Source organism: Alteripontixanthobacter maritimus, assembly GCF_003340475.1.
GTDB lineage: Bacteria > Pseudomonadota > Alphaproteobacteria > Sphingomonadales > Sphingomonadaceae > Alteripontixanthobacter > Alteripontixanthobacter maritimus.
On sequence record NZ_QBKA01000002.1, the window covers coordinates 1,936,878 to 1,957,797 of the forward strand.

Here is a 20,920-nt window from a genome sequence, read left to right on the forward strand (position 1 = left end):
GCGGGGATGACGATATTTGCTTTAATTTATGCAGCGATCTCGAACGGCTCCAGCCCGGCAAGGCGCATTTTCGCGTCTTCCGCAGGCACAATACGTGGAGGTAGACCTTGGACTGCCTGCGCCATCGCCGCGATGTGTTCTGGTGTCGATCCACAGCAGCCGCCAAGTATGTTGACGCGCCCATTTTGCGCCCATTGCTGGACCAATTCCGCCGTGGTTTCCGGCGCTTCGTCATATTCGCCAAGCTCGTTGGGCAGGCCCGCATTGGGATAGGCCATCACCAATGTCGGCGCGATTTGGGAAAGGAGCTGGACATGCGGGCGGAGCTGCTCTGCACCAAAGCTGCAATTGAGTCCGATGGTGATCGGGTTGGCATGGCGCACGGCGTACCAGAACGCTTCCACGGTGTGGCCCGACAGGTTGCGGCCCGACAGATCGGTCAGCGTCATCGACAACATGACCGGCACATCGCGATCCAGTTCGCGCGCCAGCTTCTTTACCGCAAAAATGCCGGCTTTGGCGTTAAGTGTGTCGAAAATCGTCTCGATCAGGATGAAGTCCGCCCCGCCCTTCACGAGGCCCGCCGCCTGTTGGTGGTAGACATCCACCAAGTGATCGAAGGTGATCTCACGGAAGCCGGGATCTTCCACATCGGGACTGAGCGACAGCGTCTTGTTGGTCGGACCGATCGCGCCAGCAACAAACCGGGGGCGGCCTATTCCGTTTTTAGCGTCCCTGGCCTCGTATTCATCCGCCAGTTCGCGCGCGATCCTGGCAGACGCGATGTTGATATCGTCCACGATGGCCTCGGCGGCGTAATCGGCCTGGCTGATGGTGTTGGCTGAGAACGTGTTGGTGCTGATAATATCCGATCCCGCATCGAGATAGGCGCGGGTAATGTCGCGGATCACATCAGGCCGCGTCAGCGCCAGAATGTCGTTATTGCCCTTCTGATCGGCCTTCAGCCCCAGATCGCCCGCATAATCGCTTTCGCCCAGCTTGCGATTCTGGATCTGCGTGCCGAACGCGCCGTCGAAAATGAGCACGCGCTTTGCGGCTTCGGCGTTCAGTTTCTTGCGCGGAGTCACGACAATTCTCCAACAGGTCGGCGGCCGAGCATGTGGCAAATCGCATAAGCCAGATCGGCGCGGTTAAGGGTGTAGAAGTGGAAGTCGCGCACGCCGCCTGCATACAGCCTGCGGCATAATTCCGCCGCCAGCGTGGCGGCGACCAGCTGGCGCGCGGCGGGGCGTTCGTCCAGCCCTTCGAACAATCCGTCCATCCATTCCGGGATCACCGCGCCGCATTGCCCGGCAAACTTGCGCGCCTGCGCCACGTTTGTGACCGGAAGGATGCCCGGCACCATGGGCGCCTCGATCCCGGCATCCTTCACCCGGTTCTGGAAATCGAAGAACGTGTCGGCGGAGAAGAAGAACTGCGTGATGCCGCGCGTCGCACCAGCGTCGATCTTGCGCTTCAGATTGTCGAGATCGGATTGCGGGCAATCGGCGTCGGGATGCGTTTCGGGATAGGCGGCAACGGAAATCTCGAAATCCGCCACTTCTTTCAGCCCGCGCACCAGATCGGCAGCGCTATCATAGCCTTCGGGATGCGGCTTGAAGGGTGCGCCGGGTTCGCCCGCATCGCCGCGCAGGGCAACGATGTGGCGCACGCCCGCTTCCCAATATTGCTCTGCCACGGCTTGCGTTTCCGCTTTGCTGGCATCGACGCAGGTCAGATGCGCGGCGGCAGGAATGCCGGCTTCTGCGATGATCCGCGCCACGGTGTTGTGCGTGCGTTCGCGGGTCGAGCCGCCCGCGCCATAGGTTACCGAGACAAACTCGGGCGCGAGCGGGCGCAGTTCCTGCACCGCGTCCCACAGTTTTTCCGCCATTTTCTCGCTCTTTGGCGGGAAGAATTCGAACGACATCGCGATATCGCCCGGAAGACCGGCGAACAGTGGCTGCTCTTCGGAAAAGCGCGGCGCGACGGTGCGTCCTGCGGATGGAGTAGCTTGGGTCATCGGCGCTGTGTCTTTCTGGTATTCTGCCGTGATATGGAAGGCACGGCCGAGGCAACGCCGCTATCGATCCGGGTTACGGAGCTGCCCATCCGCCGTCCGGTCCAGATGGATACGGCGAGCTCGCCGCCATCCAACCGCTGAACGGGCGCGGGGTCGAAGCCATGGCTTTCCAGCATCCGCACCATCTGCGCATCCTCGAAACCAAGACGGGCATGCGCATGCGTACGCCGCAAATCCTCCTGCGTGTGCGCCGCAAGATCGACGATCGCGATGCGGCCGCCCGGGCGAGTAACGCGGCTGGCCTCGGCGAGAGCGTAGGCAGGCTCGGATGCATAATGCAGCACCTGGTGAAACACGACGGTATCGAACACAGCATCGGCGAACGGAAGCGCCCCGAAATCGCCCTGCACCAGCTCGACTTCGCCAGTTGGCAGCGATTGCAGCTTGGCGCGGGCGAGGCGTAGCATTTCCGGGCTCTTGTCGAGCGCGACGATGTGATCCGCACCGAGACCCTTGTTGTCGGCAAGCAATTCGGCGATCCGGCCCGTTCCGGTCCCGATATCGAGCACCTGACCGAGCGGTTCGCTGGACAATACCTCGACCAGCGCATCTTCCACCTGGTCCGCCGGTGTCAGCAAATCGCGCAGCTTGTCCCATTCTGCCGCGTGGCGCGCGAAGTAATCCGCGGCATGGCGTTCGCGTGTGTCGCGGATCTGGGCAAGCAACCGGCGGTCGGCCGCGCATTGGTCGGCAAATTCGCTATCCTCGGCCTCAGCTGCGGCGAGCAACGAGGATACAGCGCGCGCCAGCTTGCCATCATCGGGCGCCGCCAGGGCGGAGCGCAAGAACACCCAGCTTCCCTCCTTGTGCCGTTCGGCAAGGCCCGCATCGCACAGGATCGCCACATGGCGCGACACGCGCGGCTGGCTCTGCCCCAGCACATGCGCCAGTTCGCCCACAGCCAGCTCCATGGCCGAAAGCAGCCGCATCACACGCAGCCGCGTCGGGTCCGCCAGAGCGCGCATGGTGGGTTCGATCCGCATTCAGGTAGTCATATAAAGATATCGTTATATGTGCAAGGCGGTTTCCACGCGCTATTTCCGGTTGGCGGCAATCGGCTAAGGGCGCTAGGCCGGTGCGATGCATGAAACAGGCGGCGCTTTGGGCGCATTCGACATCGCGGCGCTGCTAGTGGTTATGGCCGCCATCCTCGGCTGGGCCAATCACCATTTTATCAAGCTGCCGCATGTCATCGGCCTGACCGTGATGGGGGCGCTTGCTTCCATCGCGCTGATGGTGGCCGACGCGTTCATTCCGGGAATCACGCTGGACGATACGGTCGCGCGGCTGCTGGAACAGATGAACTTCACCGACACGCTGCTGCAGGGAATGCTCAGCTTCCTGCTGTTTGCAGGCGCGCTGCATGTCGATCTGGAGCGATTACGGGCGGATTGGTTGCCGGTGTTGCTGCTCAGCACCGTGGGCGTGGTGATTTCCACGCTGATCGTAGGCGCGCTGACATGGGGTGTGGGCATCCTGCTCGGCCTGACCTTCGCGCCGATCTGGTACTTCGTTTTCGGCGCGCTGATTTCTCCAACCGACCCGGTTTCAGTGCTGGGTGTGCTTAAGGAGGAAAACGTCCCCGCATCGCTGCAAAGCGCAGTGGCGGGCGAGAGCCTGTTCAATGACGGCGTCGGCATCGTGATCTTCACCATCCTGCTCGGCGCAGCGGTAACGGGCGCGGATTTCAGCCTGTCGGAAGGCGTGCGGCTGTTCGCGATAGAGGCCGGCGGCGGTGTTTTGGTGGGTCTCGTATTCGGCTATGTCGGCTACCGCGCGCTTGCCAGCATGGACGAATATACGCTGGAAGTGCTGATTACGCTGGCCATCGTAATGGGCGGTTATGCGCTCTGCACGCAGCTGCATATTTCCGGCCCGCTGGCGATGGCGGTGGCGGGATTGCTGATCGGCAATCATGGCGTCACCTATGCCATGAGCGACGTGACGCGCGATTACGTGGTCAAGTTCTGGGAGCTTGTGGACGAGCTTCTGAACTCCGTTCTGTTCCTGTTGATCGGACTGGAATTGATCGCGTTGGTGCCGGGTATTCCGCACATCGTGCTGGGGGTCGCGGCCATCGTCATTACGCTGGTCGGGCGCGGTGTGGCGGTTGGTGCGATGACCAAGATCGTGCCCGCCGCCCGGCTTGATACCAAGGGCGCGGGCCGTGTGCTGTGGTGGGGGGGCTTGCGCGGCGGTATATCCATCGCGCTGGCGCTGTCGCTACCGCCGGGCGAAACGCGCAACCTGCTGCTCGCCGCGACATTTGCCGCCGTCCTGTTCAGCGTGCTGGTGCAGCGCGCCACCCTGGGTACGCTCATCGATAGCCTCAAGCGCAAGCATGTGCCCGCTGTCGAAAGCGATGGACCACTGGCCGACAATCCGCCCGTCCCCCCGCCAGCGTAAGGAAAACCTGCGAATGGACTATGTGAAATTCGCCAGGACGGGCCTCGATGTAAGCCCGCTCTGCCTTGGCTGCATGAGCTTCGGCGATCCGCAAGCCGACGGCCACGATTGGGCGATGCTGGAACCCGAAGCGCGGCCGATGATCCGGCAGGCGCTGGAAGCGGGCATCAATTTCTTCGACACCGCGAACAACTATTCCGGCGGCACCAGCGAGGAAATTACCGGCAAGTTGCTGAAGGAAATGGCCACCCGGGACGAGATCGTCATCGCGACGAAGGGGTATTTCCGATGGCGCAACGCACCTAATACCGGCGGTTCGTCACGCAAGGCGATCATCCAGGCAGTCGACGACAGTCTGCGGCGGCTCGGCACGGATTACATCGACCTGTATCAGATCCACCGGCTCGACCCGCTCACTCCGATGGAGGAAATCGTCGAGGCGCTGGATAGTGTCGTGCGGGCGGGCAAGGTCCGCTATCTCGGCGCATCGTCGATGTATGCCTGGCAATTTGCCAAGCTCCTCCATCTTGCGGACAGCGCCGGGCTGCACGCCTTCGTGTCGATGCAGAACTACGTGAACCTTCTCTACCGCGAAGAAGAGCGCGAGATGCTGCCGCTGTGCCGCGACCGGGGCATCGCGGTCATGCCGTGGAGCCCGCTCGCTCGCGGACGGCTTGCGCGTCCCGCCGGAACGGGCGGCACCAACCGCGCCGAAACCGATCGGTTGCAAGGCCTCCTATATGACCGGACCGAGGAAGCCGACCGCAAGGTGATCGACGCGGTGGAACAGGTCGCAAAAGCGCGCGGGGTGCCGATGGCGCAAATCGCGCTGGCATGGCTGCGCCAGCAGCCGGGCATCACCAGCCCCATCGTCGGCGCGACCAAGGCGCAACATCTGTCCGACGCGATCGGTTCGCTGGACCTGACGCTGACCACAGACGAATGCGCCGCGTTGGAAGAACCCTATGTGCCCCATCCGGTACTGGGTATGTTCGAAATGCTGCCCCGAGCCATGAAGCTGACCGTGAAGCCTTAACCGCCCCCGATTGCGTATGGCCGCCCCGCCCACTATGGCGCAGGCCAGACGACCAAATCCATTCCACACAGGAACCCTGCCCATGTCCCGTCGCCGCCAGATCTACGAAGGCAAGGCCAAGATCCTGTATGAAGGCCCCGAACCCGGCACCCTGATCCAGTATTTCAAGGACGACGCCACCGCGTTCAATGCGGACAAGAAGGGAACGATCAACGGCAAGGGCGTGATCAACAACCGCATCAGCGAATATGTGTTCACCCGCCTCGCGCATATCGGCATCCCGACGCATTTCGTGCGGCGGCTGAACATGCGCGAACAACTGGTGCGCCAGGTTGAGATTGTGCCGATCGAAGTGGTGCTGCGGAATGTGGCCGCAGGCTCCATCTGCAAACGGCTGGGCCTTACCGAAGGCGATCCGCTGCCGCACACGCTGATCGAATATTATTACAAGGACGATGCGCTGGGCGATCCGCTGATCAGCGAAGAGCACATTGCCTGCTTCAACTGGGCCAGCCAGGAAGAAATGCAGGACATCGCCAGCATGGCGATCCGCATCAACGATTTTTTGTGCGGCATGTTTGCCGCCGTCGATATCCGGCTGGTCGATTTCAAGCTCGAATTCGGGCGCATTTACGAAGGCGATTTCAGCCGCGTAATCCTGGCCGACGAAATCAGCCCCGACGGTTGCCGCCTCTGGGACATGAAAACGAACGACAAGATGGACAAGGATCGCTTCCGGCAGGATCTGGGCGGCGAGGAAGAAGCCTACCAGGAAGTCGCGCGGCGGCTCGGCATCTTGCAGAACGACGATGGCGGACCGGGCGAAGTGCTCGACATGAGCGCGCACCGCGGGCGCCTGCGCGGGGGAACCAAGGGGGCCGCGCCCAAGCCCAAAAAGTAAGGCCTATAATGTAATAGCGTGGTTTCGCTGCAGTGATGCCGCCTAGATGCAGTAGCGTAGCGTCAGGCCGCTGGCGGCGATCGTGGTGTCGCAGGCATCACCGCCGGGTGTAAATACCGTGTCGCCGTCGACTTGCACCGGCGCTTCGCATTCGCCGATGCGCGCGCTGTGCACCGTGCGGATTTCGGCAAGGCCCAGCTTCTCGATCGGCAGGCGGGCGACGGTCGCACCGATCAGCGCGGCGGTGCTGCGCCGGGTGGAACGGGCCAGCGTAATCAGCTCGAACGTCTCGGTCGCCAGATGCGCTTTCGCGCTGAGCCGGAACGAGCCTGCGTAAAGACTTCCGCGCGATACGATCACTGCCTCGGCCTCGGTCTCGAACGGAGTGCCATCGGCCAGCTCCCCGGAAACGCGCGTGGCATGGCGCGGCCATCTCGCCATTTGCCGCGCCAGCGCGACCAGATAGGCGTAGCGGCCGATGCTGCCTTTCAATTTGGCGGACACGCCCGCCACCGCATGGCTATCGGGCCCCATGCTGAGGCAGGACACCATTGGCACCTTACCCCAATGGAACAGTGGCGAGGCGAGCCAGCTACTGCGCCCACGCTCCCAACCTTGCGCCAATTGCGCCGCCAGAAGTTGGGGTTTGCGGTGATAGCCAAGCTCGCGCGCAACCAGATTGATCGTTCCGGACGGCGCGATGGCCAGCGCGGCGCGTTCCACCAGCGGGCCCATGGCGGCCACCGTATCACGCAGCGTCCCATCCCCGCCATGGACGCAGACCAGTTCGCTGTCCGCCGGAAGCTCCATACCCTCCAGCCGCGTACGATGCGTGCGTACGGCAAAGCCGCGTTCGGTCAGCGCCGCCTGCAAGGCCGCCAGCCGATCCTCGCGAAAACTGCCCGCATGACGGTTGTAGACGAGCTCCAGCTTCAAATTGCGCCTGCGCTTCGTCGATTGCGGAATGTCGTTAGCAGAACAGAATGTCGGAAAAGCTGGCACATATTTGCTGAATTAGGGATATGATGCCCAATCGCAAACCGCTTTCGTCGCGCGCCATATCGTATGCTTTCCCTGTTGGCGCCGAAACATTTGCACAATCGAGGGGGACTTGATCACATGACCGCATCCAATTCAGCACGGCGCTTCGCCCGCCACATCCGCACTTTGCCATTGATTGCCGCTTCGCTCGCGCTTGGTACCGCCGGCATGACGGGTATCGCGCACGCACAACAAGCCGCTCCGGCCCAAGACGCCGTCGCAGCGCAGCAAACCGCTCAGCAGCCGACAGGGCGCACGGGATGGAACTTCCCGATCTACGATATCGAGCCCGATGAAAGCGTTATTTACGGAATGCTCGACAACGGTATGAAATACGCCGTCCTGCGCAACGAGACGCCGCAAAACGCAGCGTCCGTGCGGTTGGCATTCGATTTCGGTTCCATCGGCGAGGGCGAGGATGAGCTTGGCCTGGCCCATTTCCTCGAACATATGGCCTTCAACGGTTCGGCGAACATTCCCGAAGGCGAAATGATCAAAATCCTGGAGCGCGAAGGCCTGGCCTTCGGTGCGGACACAAACGCCTCGACTGGGTTCGACAAGACCGAATACAAGCTCGACCTGCCCAATACGAGCCCGGAGTTGGTCGGAACGGCGCTGATGATCATGCGGGAAACCGCGTCCAACCTGACGATCGACCCCGATGCAGTGGACCGGGAACGCGGCGTATTGTTGTCTGAAATGCGCACGCGCGACAATTTCAACCTGCGCCGGATCAAGGACTATTTCCAGTTCGCCGGGCCGGAAACACCTTTCTACCAGCGTCTGCCCATCGGTACGGCGGAGGTGCTTAACAACGCCTCTGCCGACACCATCCGCAGCCTTTACAACCGGTACTACCGTCCGGAAAACGCCACGCTGGTAATGGTCGGCGATTTCGATCCTGCGATGATCGAAGCGCAGATCAAAAGCCGGTTTGCCGATTGGCGGGGCGTTGGCGAGGCGGGCGCACCGATGGAGCGCGGCCGGATCGACACCCTGCGTGAGCCGGAAGCGGGAATTTTCGTCGACCCGGCAGTGCCCAACATCGTCACGATCGACAGGTTTGCCGAATATACCAAGCGGCCCACCACGCTGCGCAATTATACCGAAGGATTGATGCTGAACCTGGCATCGCGGATGATGAACCGCCGGTTCGAGAAAATCTCGAACCAGGATGGTTCGCCACTGATCCAGGGGGTGGTCGATTTCAGCAGTTTCCTGATGGCTGCCGATCAGGCGTCGGTCACTGCAGTTGGCAAGGATGGCGAATGGCAGGCAGCCCTGCAGATCGCGGAACAGGAAACCCGCCGGGCGCAGCAATACGGGTTCACACAGGCCGAACTGACCGAACAGCTGGCCAATTACGAACAGGCGGTGACCAGCCAGGCGGAACAAGCCGGGACACGCCGCAATGCGCAACTGGCGGCGCAAATTATCGGCACGTTGGCGGAAGAGGATATCTTCCTGAAGCCGCAAACACAGCTGGAACTGTTCCAGCGTCTTAAGCCGGTCATGACCGTCGAAAACATAAACACCGTCTTCGCCAACCGAATCCAGGGTTCCGAACCGCTGATCCATGTCAGCGTGAAGGAAGACATTCCCGGCGGCACGGATGCGGTTCTGGCTGCTTACGACGCATCGTCGAAAGTGGCGGTCATGGCCCCCGCAAACGAAGCTGCGGCAGAGTTTGCCTATGACGATTTCGGCACGCCAGGCACGGTCGTCAGCGACACCATGATCGAAGATCTGGGCATTCGCACGATCCGCTTTGCCAACAATGTAATGCTCAACCTGAAACCGACCGACTTCGAACAGGGCAAGCTGCGCTATTCGATCGAGGTCGGCTCCGGCGCGCTGGCGCTGCCGCAGGATCAGTACGGCCTACCCATCTATATGAGCGTGGCGTTTGCAAATGGCGGCCTGGGCAAGCATTCGAGCGACGAATTGTCGGCCATTCTGGCTGGCCGCGATGTTGCACCGGGGCTGAGCGTCAGCACCGATTACTTCGGTACTTCGGGTAGCACCAAAATGGCCGATCTGGAACGCCAGATGCAAGTCAGCGCCGCATTCCTGACCGATCCAGGCTATCGCCCTGCAATGCAGCAACGTTGGGAAGCGATCGTGCCATTGCTCGTGGCGCAGCTCGACAGTTCGCCGCAACAGGTAGCCGGGCGCGACCTCAATCGCATTCTCAACAACGGGGATATGCGGTTCGGTATTCCATCGCAGGACGTCCTGCTCGGCCTCGATGCTACCAAGCTGAAGGCTGCGCTTACGGAACAGTTCGCCAACGCGCCGATCGAGATCGCCGTGGTGGGCGAATTCGACGCCGATGAGGTGATCGCAGCAGTAGCCAAGACGTTTGGCGCGCTGCCCGAACGTCGGTTGACCGATCCTGAATTTACCGAAGCGCGGACCACATCGTTCCCGGCGGACCGTTCGCCGGTTACGCTCTATCATTCGGGTACACCCGATCAGGCCCTCGCCACGGCGACCTGGCCGACAACAGATGACGACGATGCGCGCGAAGAGGCGGTGATGTCCATGCTGGGCAGCGTCATGCGGCTGGAGTTGCTGGAAGTCGTGCGTGAGAAACTGGGGGCGAGCTACTCGCCATCGGCCAGTTCCAGTATGTCGAGCATCTATGACGATTACGGCGTGCTCACCACCAGCGTCATCATCGCGCCCGACCAAGCCGATGTCGTTTACGACGCAGTGGCTGAAATCGCACGGAAATTGCGCGACGAAACAGTGTCCGACGATCTGCTCGAACGGGCGCGCAAGCCGCTGATGGAACGGTTCGAAAAGGACCAGCGTGAAAACAGCTACTGGACCGCAGTGGCGTCCACCGCACAATCCGAAGCCGACAGGCTGGACCGCGTGCGCAATCGCAAGGAACGGTATGCTTCCGTCACAACGGCCGACCTCCAGGCTGCAGCGCTGAAGTACTTGACCCCGGGCGGCGCCAAGAAAGTGACCGTGGTGCATGAAAGCCTGAAACCGGAATAGGCACAGGCGAACCGCGCCGTTTCCGGCGGCCTATCGTGGCGGGATGCTTGTCGAAAAGCGTCCCGCCACAATTGCATGATGCGCCGGGCATTCTATACGGGGCCGCAACCCGCAACCCAGACTGCATCCTGTGAAAGGGACCCGCCTCATGCTAGTGCGCATCCATGTCACCCTGAAGCCCGGCGTGCTCGATCCGCAGGGACGCGCCGTCCACCATTCGCTGGAGGGGCTGGGCTTCGATGGCGTGGAAGACGTTCGCGTGGGCCGCCTGATCGAACTGGACCTGGCTGACGGTACCAGCGACGAAACAATCGACCAGATGTGCCGCAAGCTGCTCGCCAATATGGTGATCGAAAATTACCGCATCGAGAAGCTGGACCGGAAGGCGGAGGCCGCCTGATGTCCTTCCGCGCTGCCGTCATCACCTTTCCCGGCTCCAATTGCGACCGCGACATGGCGGTCGCGCTGGAACGGGCGGCGGGAACGCCGCCCTTGCGCGTATGGCACGCCGATGCCGCCCTGCCCGACCGGCTGGACTTCATCGCACTGCCGGGCGGGTTTTCCTATGGCGATTACCTTCGTTCGGGCGCGATGGCAGCGAACAGTCCGGTCATGCGCGCAGTCGCCAAACAGGCCGAGCGCGGTGTGCCGGTGCTGGGCGTATGCAACGGATTCCAAGTGTTGACCGAAGCCGGCCTGCTGCCCGGCGCCTTGTTGCGCAATGCGAAGCAGAATTTCGTGTGCCGCGATGTCCAGTTGAAGGTTGAAAACACGCAGTCCCTGTTCACCGCCGGCTATGACAAAGATGCCGCGATTACGATTCCCGTGGCGCATCACGACGGTAACTATTTTGCCAACGAAGAAACGCTCGACCGGATCGAGGGTGATGGACGTGTGGCGTTCCGCTATCTCGATGCCACCAACGGATCGCAGCGCGATATTGCCGGGGTACTTAACGCGGCGGGCAATGTGCTCGGCATGATGCCCCATCCCGAACGTGCCGTGGATACGGCCACGGGCGGTACGGACGGCGCGATCCTGTTCGAAAGCGCGGTGAAAAGCCTGGCGGACGCCTGAGGAGGTTTAAGCCGACAGCCGCGGCTGCGCCGCCCTGCGCTGAAAGATTTTCGCGGTATCGGACAACTGCATGGGCCGACCGTAATAATATCCCTGGATCTTGGTACAGCCCATCTCGCGGATCATCTTGGCTTCTTCAGCAGTTTCGACGCCCTCTGCGGTGGTCTTCATGCCCAGACTGTCCGCCATGGCCACCACTGCCCGGATGATCGCCAGGCTTTCAGGGTTGTCCGTCGCTGCGCCCTGCACGAAACTGCGGTCCACCTTGATCGTGGTGAAGCGTAATTTGCGCAAATAGCCGAGCGAGGAATAGCCGGTACCGAAATCGTCGAGCGCCACGGTGCATCCCAGCGCCATGACCTGTTCCAGCGACTTGCTGGCCAGGTTCGCATCGCGCAGGAAAATGCTTTCGGTCACTTCGATTTCAAGACGATGCGCATCCAAACCGCTATTTGCCAGCGCGCGCACCACCGTGTCGGCAAAGTCGGGTTCTGCCAGCTGCTCGGGCGAAACGTTTACGGCAACGCGAATATTCGACGGCCAGGACATCGCCGCCTTGCATGACTGTTCCAGCACCCATGCGCCGATCGGTACGATCAGGCGGGTGTCTTCCGCCAGTGGAATGAACTTGCCGGGGCTGACGAAGCCCTGTTCGGAATTGTTCCAGCGTACCAGCGCCTCGAAACTGAGAACCTGTTCCGAATTCGCATCCACCACCGGCTGGAAGTTGAGTGACAGCTCGCCGCGTTCCAGTGCGTTGCGAAGCGCGAATTCCAGTTTCCGACGCTCTTCAGCCGTGGCGTGCAGGCCGGGTTCGTAAGCCCAGTGCTCGCCGCCGCCTTCGTCCTTGGCGCGGTACAACGCAAGGTCGGCGTTGCGCATCAGGTCTTCGACATTGATACCGTCGCGCGGCCCGATAGCCGAACCGACACTGGCACCCACATACAACGTTTGATGGTCGAGAGTGTAAGGCTGCGACAATTGTTCAATTACGCGCCCGGCAACCCCTGTAATAGTGCCTTGTTCGCTAGCGTCGCGGATCACGATACCAAATTCGTCACCGCCAAGCCGCCCGACAAGTTCGTTCTTGCCCATCACACCACGCAGCCGCTCGGCAACCTGTGCGAGCAGCTGGTCGCCGACATGGTGCCCCAGCGAATCGTTCACGGCCTTGAACCGATCAAGGTCGATCATCAGGAACGCGCAGCGCGTGCGCCATTGTTCGGCATAACGCAGCGCATCGTTGAGCGATTCTGTCAGCATCAACCTGTTCGGCAAGCTGGTGAGCGTGTCGTAACGGGCAAGATAGGCAATTTTTTCCGACGATTCGCGCTGCTCGGTCACGTCCGAACCGACACCGCGGAAACCGATATGCTTGCCATCATGGTTCAGCATCGGCGTGCCGGAAAGCTCCCACCAGCGGGTTTCACGGCCGATCGTCACCTTGACCAGCAATGCCGAGAAACTTTCGCGCCGTTTCAGTTTGTCGGCCAGTTCATGCAGGCTGGGCGGAAACTGTCCGGTGCGCCATGCATCGCCCGAAATCAGTTCGAGGAACGGCATTCCTTCGATCTCTTCGGGTGGGCTTTTTGTGGCGAACGCAAACCGCGGGGATACCGAACGAACCCGGCGCGCCGTGTCGATCTGCCATAACCAGTCCGCCTGGTTTTCCTCGAACTCGCGCAGCAGCAGCGACACGACTTCGGACTTTTCGGAAAGGCCCGCTTCCGCAAGACGCCCCGTCAGGAACGTACGCGCACCGGTCAGCGTGCCTCCGATGCACTGGATCGCATATAACGCAACGACCAGCGCAAACATCCATTGCTGCATCAACACCAACGCAATCAAGGCCGATATGCTCACGATCCCGATGAAAATGAGCGCTCCTACCGGCGCGGCGTTCCGCCCGAGGGCGGTACCCACTGCCAGCAGTCCCAAAATTGCGACCAACATCCCTAATTCCGGCGCTCCGGCGTAGGGAGCGAAAATGGCGAGCGGCGCGCTCCAGACTAGCCCCGTGATTACAGCGTTGATGCCATGTTTGCGATACTGCGCCCGACTCAGCACGCATTTGCCCAGATTGCACAGGCTGTGCTCGAATTTGATGTTGTAATAGAGCAACCCGCACACCGCGATGGCCCAGATCCCCAATATAGCGGACGGAGCTTTCCCGAAAAACAGCGCCACAATATGTGCGGCGGCAATCAATGTGACGATGATGCGGCTGGTCGTCAGCTCGGCAATGCGCTTGAACTGGATCCCGCGCAGCCGCCCCCAATTATCTTCGTCGCTATCCGACAAGCCAAGCAGGACGCGAAGCGTAAGCGGACCGGATTTACCCGGAATAGGAGGGGGCGTATGTTTCACCCCCGGAGCGCTACGGTAGAAGTGTTAGCTTCCAGTAAACCACTTCTGAATTGCAGGAAATAAGCCGCTTCGGCTTTCTATTCCTTCGCAAATATCAAGCTATTCCACAGTCACCGATTTGGCCAGATTGCGCGGCTGATCCACGTCTGTACCCTTCACGCAAGCCACGTGGTAAGCCAGCAATTGCACCGGTACCGCATAGACGAGCGGTGCAATCAGCGGATGGACACTCGGCATTTCGATGGTGGCCAGGCACCCTTCGCCAGCGGCCGCCAGCCCTTCTGCATCGGAGATCAGGACGATTTGCCCGCCACGTGCACGCACTTCCTCCATGTTGGAGACCGTTTTTTCAAATAACGGGCCCGACGGCGCGAGCACGATGACCGGCACATCTTCGTCGATCAGTGCGATGGGCCCATGCTTCATCTCGCCGCTGGCATAGCCTTCGGCATGGATGTAGCTGATCTCCTTCAATTTCAGCGCCCCTTCCAACGCCAGCGGATAATCCGGGCCGCGCCCCAGATACAGCACGTCCCGTGCCGGGGCGATCAGCGGAGCCATAGCCTCGATATCCTCGTCATGACCCAGCGCCGCATTGAGGCAGGCGGGCGCTTCGAACAGGTGACGCACCACCTCCTGTTCCTCCGCCCGGTCCATGTGCCCTTTCTTCACCGCCATGTTGGCAGCGAGCGCGGCGAGTACGGCAAGTTGGCAGGTAAATGCCTTGGTGCTTGCCACCCCGATTTCCGGGCCGGCATGGGTGGGCAGCAGCAGGTCGGCCTCGCGCGCCATCGAACTGGTCGGGACATTCACCACCACTGCGATGGTCTGCCCGGCTTCTTTGCAATGGCGCAGCGCCGCCAGCGTATCCGCCGTTTCGCCGCTTTGCGAAATAAACAGCGCCAGGCCGCCATCCTCCAGCACCGGGTCGCGATAGCGGAACTCGCTTGCTACATCGATATCGACCGGCACGCGGGCAAACTGTTCGAACCAGTACTTGGCTACCATTCCGGCATAGAAGCTGGTGCCGCACGCCACGATGGTGATGCGCTTCACGCTCGACAGGTCGAAATCGAATTGCGGTAGGGCCACGGTGCCATCCGACTGGCGCAGATAGGATCCCAATGTCTGGCCGACGACTGTAGGCTGTTCGAATATCTCCTTCTGCATGAAGTGGCGGTAATTGCCCTTCTCCACTGCGGCCGCAGATGCACCCGAAGTCGTGATCTCGCGCTGCACCGGCGCGTTGTCGGTATCGCGGATTTCCGCGCCGTCTCTGGTTAGGACAACCCAGTCGCCCTCCTCCAGATAAGCGATGCGCTGGGTCAGGGTGGCCAGCGCCAGCGCGTCCGACCCTAGGAACATCTCGCCTTCCGCATACCCGACTACCAGCGGCGAACCGCGCCGCGCGCCGATCATCATGCCCGGATGGTCGCGGAACAGGATCGCCAGCGCGAACGCACCGCGAAGGCGCGGCAGTACCGTCTGCACAGCGTCTTCCGGGCTCGCGCCAACTTCGATCTGCTGGCTTACGAGATGGGCCACCACTTCGCTGTCGGTTTCGCTTTCCAATGTGCGCCCTGCAGCTACCAGCTCGTCGCGCAAGGGCTTGTAGTTCTCGATGATGCCGTTGTGGACCAGAGCCACGCGGTCCGTTGCGTGGGGATGCGCGTTGGCGGCAGTCGGTGCGCCGTGGGTTGCCCAGCGCGTATGCGCGATACCGATGGTGCCCGGCGCAGGATTGCCGGCCAGTTCCGCGACGAGGTTTTCCAGCTTGCCCTTCGCCCGGCGTCGGACGAGTTCGTGGCCGCCATTATTGTCCGTGTCGAGCGTGCAGACCCCGGCGCTATCATAGCCGCGATATTCCATGCGTTTCAGTCCGTCGACCAGCCGGTCGGCTACGCCTGTTTCGCTCACAATGCCGATAATGCCGCACATATTGGTCAGGTCCCCATTTCGTTCTTGCTGCCAGCCAAGTCTTGCTAGCATCGGTCCCTTGCAAAAGGGTTCAGTCCTGCGTGCGTTCCACCACCGCCTGCCTTCCGGCGGGAATAGGCGCAGCGCGCCCACGATGCCAGAGGTAGAGGCCCGCGCCGATGATGATTGTGGCGCCTGCCAGCGTGGCAAGGTCCGGCACATCGCCGAACCACCACCAGCCCAGCAGTACTGCAACGACCAGCTGGATGTAGGTCATCGGCGCAATCGTGGCCGCGCCTGCCCGCGTGGTACCAAGATAGACCAGCCAGTGCGCGCTACTGGCGCTGACTGCCACAAATGCACAGCGAGCGATCACCGTCCAGTCCGGCGTGCCCACCCGCAACACATCGACCGTGAAATGCGCGACAATGGCGACCGTCACAATGACCGGGGCGGCGGCCAGCGCGACAAAGGCCTGCATGGAAAGCGCGCTGCTACGCCCCGCCACCGCGCGATTGGCAATCATCAGGATCGACATGCCGGTGGCAGCGACAAGCGGCAGGAAGGCCGCCCAGCCGATCTCCGCCAGATTGGGCCGCAGCACGATCAACACGCCGACAAACGCCGCGCCCGACGCGATCCAGCTTTCCCGCCGGGATTTCTCGCCCAGGAACACAGGCGCGAACAAAGCCACCAGCATCGGTGCGACGAACACGATGGTGGTCGCCTCGTCCAGCGGCATGACCAGCAGCGAACCGAAGAAACAGATGGTGGCGATCGCCACGCTGGCACCGCGCAGCCACTGGATCGGTTGCAGGAACCCGGCAAAAGCCCCGCGTCCTTCGCTCGCCAACAACAATGCGGAAAGCCCCGCCGCGCCAAGGCTGTAGCGCAAGGCGGCGATGGCCGTGGGCGGCCATTCGTCGACCATAGTTTTGACCACTGCATCCCCGAACGACAGCAAGGCGAAACCGGCGGCGGCGTAAAGCAGGCCGAGGCGGTCGTTCTGGTGGATAGAGGCGGCGGACATGTGAGCGCCCTTACGGCCACCGCAGCCCCCGCGCCAGTCCCGCGATCCGATGTTCAGCGAGCGGATGCCAATGATGCCGGTGCGCTACCTTTTCCATCCCTGCGCGCAGTCAGATGGATCCAGGGAACCGAAGTGGTGTCGAACCGGGTGCGAAGGGCCCGCGGGAAGAATGGCGGCATATGATCGCCAACGATCAGGATGTCGCTTTGCGGAAAATCGTCCCGCATGATTTCAGCAGTTATCGAGTTCGCCAGCGTTCGTTGCGCAGTATAGCTGCGGCACAGGATCGGGTAATCTTTGCGCCACGCAGGCAGACCGAGGTCGCAAGTGTCGGTGCCCATTTCGCGGTTGGCGCTAATCGGCAGATGCGCGTTCAGCGTTAGCCAGTAGATGAAGTTGCGGCTTCCGCTCCGTTCCCGCAACGTGTCGCCGATCTGGCGTGGTACGTCATGGTCGCAGGCACCAGCAAAAACGCCGTCGCAGAAACGTGCGCCGCGATCCTGCAAGGCTTGGTCGAAGCGAATCGTGTCGAAACCAAGCTGCGGGTACCATTCGTCGCGGCCGAAGAAATCGGGATTGAAACTGTGCATCGCGGTGGTCTGGAAACCGGCCTCACGGAACTGGCCGGGCAGGCAATTGGCGCTCCCGAAATCGAATGACAGATGATCCGCCCAAACGCCGCAAAGCTCGCGCAATTCGGCATTGGTGGTCGATCCGAAATAGGTGGAGATGCCGCTGTCGACCTCGTATTTCGCGGACCATTGCGCCGGGTTCCAGATGGCATCGTCGATCGTCTTGTCGACCGGATTGTTCGGTACGCCCCAGCTTTCAACGATTATGACGACAAGGTTCTTTGCTGCAACGGTATCCGGCGCAATCGTGTTCTGCAGCATGGCGGAATCGACCGGAAACCCTTCCGGTGCGCTGGCCTTGTAAGTACCGCGCACGCCTGCCGTCGCGTAAGTGTCGGCCATGACCAGCAACGCCACGGTTGCTCCTGCCATCAGCAATTGCTGCATGGAGGTGAACCGCTCCGCGCGCGCCTCGTATTTAAGCGCCACCAGCAACGCTACGCCCAGCACCGCCGCTGCCAACAGGTATTCCGGTGCCTTGAACACCTGCAGCTGGCCGAAATAGGCGGTCATGTGGAGGATGTTGAGATCGTCCACATTGAACGATTTCGTCACATATTTGCCAAGCACCAATGCGAACAACACCGCGATGCCAAGCCGCCGCAACCGGGCGGAGGGCAGCTGCGACACGGCTATGGCATACAACCCGCCAAGGAACAGCGGTGCTGCCATCGACGGCCCGCCGATCGGCCACATGGCGATGATGACGAGGTTGGGCAGGATCAGCCAGATCAGCGTCCAGCGCAGCGGCAACGCGCGCAGCAATTCGAATTTCGGCATTGTGCGTTCGGGAGCACCGATTTTCAGCACGTCCTGCTCCCCTCCCCTAGAACTCCGGCTCGCACAACCGGTTCGAGACCCCCAGCGCACCGACGTGGTAGATGCGCGTTAACTTGTCGCCGCTTGTGGCAGAGGATAGTTAATCAAACCCTAGGATTGCCCGCTTCGCCAAGGTTGGATTTCGCTATCCCCGGTAAGGTTCGGGCGGGACATAACTTCCCCAAGTACCGCGGATGCATCCTGAATGTGGGTTCTCAAGGCTATTACCCGGCAGCGCCGCGTGTTTAGAAATAAATAAGGTTTCCAACTTATTCACCATTCCCGCAAACGCCATCTTCGCCAAACAGCGCGGATGACGACGAGACGCTTCGTTTTGGGGATACACACAGATGAGTGCTTTTGGCCGTAAGAACGGAGCCGGCGGAATGAAATCCGGTGGACGCCCATCCTTCGGTGTTGCCAAACCCATGAGCGGCGGCGGCGGAAATGCTGGCGGCGGAATGGGTGGCGGCAACGCTACGCCCCCTCCTTCAGGCGGCGAGCAATTTCCCCCGCTTCCCGGCGATGCGGACGTTCCCGGCGCGGCGCCCGAAAGTGGTGGAGGACAAGAAAAAGGCGACGCAATGTCGCGGCTGGCCGACCGCGCCAATCATGTGCACGAGACCAACGAACAGGGCGGTTTTGAGCAGAGCGTTCACAAGATCAAGGAACAGGTGCTTCCCCGCCTGCTGGAACGTGTCGATCCGGAAGCCGCAGCTACGCTGACCAAGGATGAACTGTCGGAAGAATTCCGTCCGATCATCATGGAAGTGCTGGCGGAACTGAAGGTCACCCTGAACCGCCGCGAGCAGTTTGCGCTGGAAAAGGTGCTGATCGACGAACTGCTGGGTTTCGGTCCGCTGGAAGAACTACTCAACGATCCCGACGTGTCGGACATTATGGTCAATGGTCCCGACCAGACTTATATCGAGAAGAACGGCAAGCTGCAGATGGCGGGCATCCGCTTCCGTGACGAGCAGCATCTATTCCAGATCGCTCAGCGCATCGTGAACCAGGTCGGCCGCCGTGTTGACCAGACCACGCCGCTGGCCGATGCCCGTCTGAAGGACGGCAGCCGTGTGAACGTCATCGTGCCGCCGCTCTCGCTGAAGGGCACCGCGCTTTCCATTCGTAAGTTTTCCGAAAAGCCGATCACCATCGATATGCTCAAGGAATTCGGTTCCATGAGCGACAAGATGGCGACCTGCCTCAAAATCGCCGGGGCCTGCCGCATGAACGTGGTGATTTCAGGCGGTACGGGTTCCGGTAAGACGACGATGCTCAACGCCCTGTCGAAGATGATCGACCCGGGCGAGCGCGTGCTGACGATCGAGGATGCGGCCGAGCTTCGTCTGCAGCAGCCGCACTGGCTGCCGCTGGAAACTCGCCCGCCCAACCTCGAAGGGCAAGGTGCCATCACTATTGGCGATCTGGTCAAGAACGCCCTGCGTATGCGCCCTGACCGCATCATCCTGGGCGAAATTCGCGGCGCAGAATGTTTCGACCTGCTTGCCGCGATGAACACGGGCCACGATGGTTCGATGTGTACGCTTCACGCCAACAGCCCGCGCGAATGCCTCGGGCGTATGGAGAACATGATCCTGATGGGCGATATCAAGATCCCCAAGGAAGCCATCAGCCGTCAGATCGCGGAGTCCGTCGACCTGATTGTACAGGTAAAGCGCCTGCGCGACGGTTCGCGCCGCACCACCGATATTACCGAGGTGATCGGGATGGAAGGCGACGTGATCGTAACGCAGAACCTGTTCAAGTTCGAATATCTGGACGAGGACGATGACGGCAAGATCATCGGCGAATTCCGCAGCAGCGGCCTGCGTCCCTACACCCTGGAAAAAGCCCGCCAGTTCGGGTTCGACCAGGCGTTTCTCGAGGCTTGTTTGTAGTAGCCTCAAGCGCCGGCGGTCGCGTCCGCTCCCTTAGGCTATCCTCGCGCTTCGCGCTGCGGGCGGCCCTTTGGGCCTATGACTGCCGTGACCAGGGATCAGGTCCGAGATAGATAGTGTGGCGCAAATCCCGTTTGCGATCAGCAAACGGCAAGCCTGTCCTGAGCCTGTCGAAGGGGCCGAACGGCCGCCCGAGCTTATGAGAGGAAGCCAAGCGAGCGGACGCGAACGCCCGGCGTTTGAGGGACCCAAACAAAAAACACCCGGATGGCCTGCGCCCGTAGAGTCCAAACAAATAACGCCCGGATACCACCGCCCGCAGGGTCAAAACAAAAACTGCGGCGCTTAAGGCTAATAAAAACACCTAAACAAACAAAACACCTCACTCCGGCGTCAGCAATCCCTGCACCCCGAAGATCACCATGGTCGCGCCGATCACGACCAGTACCAGGAACAGGCCGGTCCACGGCATCCAGCCGATGCGGTCCAGGCGGGCGACTTTCATGCGCCGGCGCTCGGCCAGCATGGCGAGAATGGCCAGACCTATGCACACCAGCCCGACAAGGCCGACGCGCTCTGCTTCGCTGGTGAAGATGAGATAATTTCCGAAACCCATGACGGGCCGCGATATGGGGCGCGGGTTGCGCGGATGCAACGCGCGGCTATGCGGGCCGGATGGACATCCTGCCACCAACGCA

16 protein-coding genes are annotated in these 20,920 nt (G+C 61.3%); 7 read left to right on the top strand and 9 right to left on the bottom strand.

Features of this window, described 5'->3' with window-relative positions; all coding sequences use genetic code 11:
* Window positions 1-26: 26 nt before the first annotated feature.
* The 3 genes from HME9302_RS09660 to HME9302_RS09670 are packed head-to-tail and all read right to left on the bottom strand — an operon-like array spanning window position 27 to window position 3,066.
* A complete protein-coding gene (locus HME9302_RS09660) occupies window positions 27-1,088 on the bottom strand; it encodes a homocysteine S-methyltransferase family protein (protein WP_115366838.1) in 1,062 nt (353 codons plus the stop codon).
* Window positions 1,085-2,023, bottom strand: coding sequence for a methylenetetrahydrofolate reductase [NAD(P)H] (gene metF / locus HME9302_RS09665; RefSeq protein WP_115366839.1), 939 nt, complete (start codon window positions 2,021-2,023; stop codon window positions 1,085-1,087). Before metF ends, HME9302_RS09660 begins: the two co-directional genes overlap by 4 nt.
* Entirely contained in the window at window positions 2,020-3,066 is a 1,047-nt protein-coding gene (locus HME9302_RS09670) for an ArsR/SmtB family transcription factor (RefSeq protein WP_115366840.1), read from the bottom strand. Before HME9302_RS09670 ends, metF begins: the two co-directional genes overlap by 4 nt.
* A 97-nt stretch (window positions 3,067-3,163) precedes the next feature.
* Between HME9302_RS09670 and HME9302_RS09675 the strand changes: the two genes are divergently transcribed.
* The 3 genes from HME9302_RS09675 to purC all read left to right on the top strand — a co-directional run bounded on the left by HME9302_RS09675 (window position 3,164) and on the right by purC (window position 6,426).
* Window positions 3,164-4,489: a cation:proton antiporter gene (locus tag HME9302_RS09675; RefSeq protein WP_115366841.1), complete on the top strand. Its 1,326-nt coding sequence runs from the start codon at window positions 3,164-3,166 to the stop codon at window positions 4,487-4,489.
* 13 nt (window positions 4,490-4,502) lie between these two features.
* Window positions 4,503-5,525, top strand: a complete 1,023-nt coding sequence (locus HME9302_RS09680; protein WP_115366842.1) for an aldo/keto reductase — start codon at window positions 4,503-4,505, stop codon at window positions 5,523-5,525.
* A gap of 82 nt (window positions 5,526-5,607) precedes the next feature.
* The gene (gene purC / locus HME9302_RS09685; protein ID WP_115366843.1) at window positions 5,608-6,426 is read left to right on the top strand and encodes a phosphoribosylaminoimidazolesuccinocarboxamide synthase; all 819 of its coding nucleotides are present in this window, start codon (window positions 5,608-5,610) and stop codon (window positions 6,424-6,426) included.
* A 42-nt stretch (window positions 6,427-6,468) separates the two neighbouring features.
* Here purC and HME9302_RS09690 read toward each other — a convergent pair whose 3' ends face one another.
* Window positions 6,469-7,362, bottom strand: a complete 894-nt coding sequence (locus HME9302_RS09690) for a diacylglycerol/lipid kinase family protein (RefSeq protein WP_181815732.1) — start codon at window positions 7,360-7,362, stop codon at window positions 6,469-6,471.
* Window positions 7,363-7,545: 183 nt separating this feature from the next.
* Here HME9302_RS09690 and HME9302_RS09695 point away from each other — a divergent pair, with 183 nt between their 5' ends.
* The 3 genes from HME9302_RS09695 to purQ all read left to right on the top strand — a co-directional run bounded on the left by HME9302_RS09695 (window position 7,546) and on the right by purQ (window position 11,553).
* Entirely contained in the window at window positions 7,546-10,476 is a 2,931-nt protein-coding gene (locus tag HME9302_RS09695; RefSeq protein WP_181815733.1) for a M16 family metallopeptidase, read from the top strand.
* A gap of 148 nt (window positions 10,477-10,624) precedes the next feature.
* Entirely contained in the window at window positions 10,625-10,876 is a 252-nt protein-coding gene (gene purS / locus HME9302_RS09700; protein ID WP_115366846.1) for a phosphoribosylformylglycinamidine synthase subunit PurS, read from the top strand.
* Window positions 10,876-11,553, top strand: coding sequence for a phosphoribosylformylglycinamidine synthase subunit PurQ (gene purQ / locus HME9302_RS09705; RefSeq protein ID WP_115366847.1), 678 nt, complete (start codon window positions 10,876-10,878; stop codon window positions 11,551-11,553). The genes purS and purQ overlap by 1 nt, the downstream gene beginning before the upstream one ends.
* A 6-nt stretch (window positions 11,554-11,559) precedes the next feature.
* Here purQ and HME9302_RS09710 read toward each other — a convergent pair whose 3' ends face one another.
* The 4 genes from HME9302_RS09710 to HME9302_RS09725 form a co-directional block, all read right to left on the bottom strand.
* Window positions 11,560-13,920: a putative bifunctional diguanylate cyclase/phosphodiesterase gene (locus tag HME9302_RS09710; protein WP_230079955.1), complete on the bottom strand. Its 2,361-nt coding sequence runs from the start codon at window positions 13,918-13,920 to the stop codon at window positions 11,560-11,562.
* Between the two features lie 99 nt (window positions 13,921-14,019).
* Complete coding sequence (glmS, locus tag HME9302_RS09715; protein ID WP_115366848.1) at window positions 14,020-15,858, bottom strand: glutamine--fructose-6-phosphate transaminase (isomerizing); 1,839 nt, start codon at window positions 15,856-15,858, stop codon at window positions 14,020-14,022.
* 70 nt (window positions 15,859-15,928) lie between these two features.
* Entirely contained in the window at window positions 15,929-16,867 is a 939-nt protein-coding gene (locus HME9302_RS09720) for a DMT family transporter (RefSeq protein ID WP_115366849.1), read from the bottom strand.
* A 53-nt stretch (window positions 16,868-16,920) separates the two neighbouring features.
* On the bottom strand, window positions 16,921-18,309 hold the full coding sequence (locus tag HME9302_RS09725; protein WP_115366850.1) for a sulfatase-like hydrolase/transferase: 1,389 nt from the start codon (window positions 18,307-18,309) through the stop codon (window positions 16,921-16,923).
* A gap of 395 nt (window positions 18,310-18,704) precedes the next feature.
* Between HME9302_RS09725 and HME9302_RS09730 the strand changes: the two genes are divergently transcribed.
* Window positions 18,705-20,222 (top strand): TadA family conjugal transfer-associated ATPase, encoded by a 1,518-nt coding sequence (locus HME9302_RS09730; protein WP_407641322.1) that lies wholly within the window; start codon window positions 18,705-18,707, stop codon window positions 20,220-20,222.
* Window positions 20,223-20,604: 382 nt separating this feature from the next.
* Here HME9302_RS09730 and HME9302_RS09735 read toward each other — a convergent pair whose 3' ends face one another.
* On the bottom strand, window positions 20,605-20,838 hold the full coding sequence (locus HME9302_RS09735; protein WP_115366852.1) for a hypothetical protein: 234 nt from the start codon (window positions 20,836-20,838) through the stop codon (window positions 20,605-20,607).
* Between the last annotated feature and the right edge of the window lie 82 nt (window positions 20,839-20,920).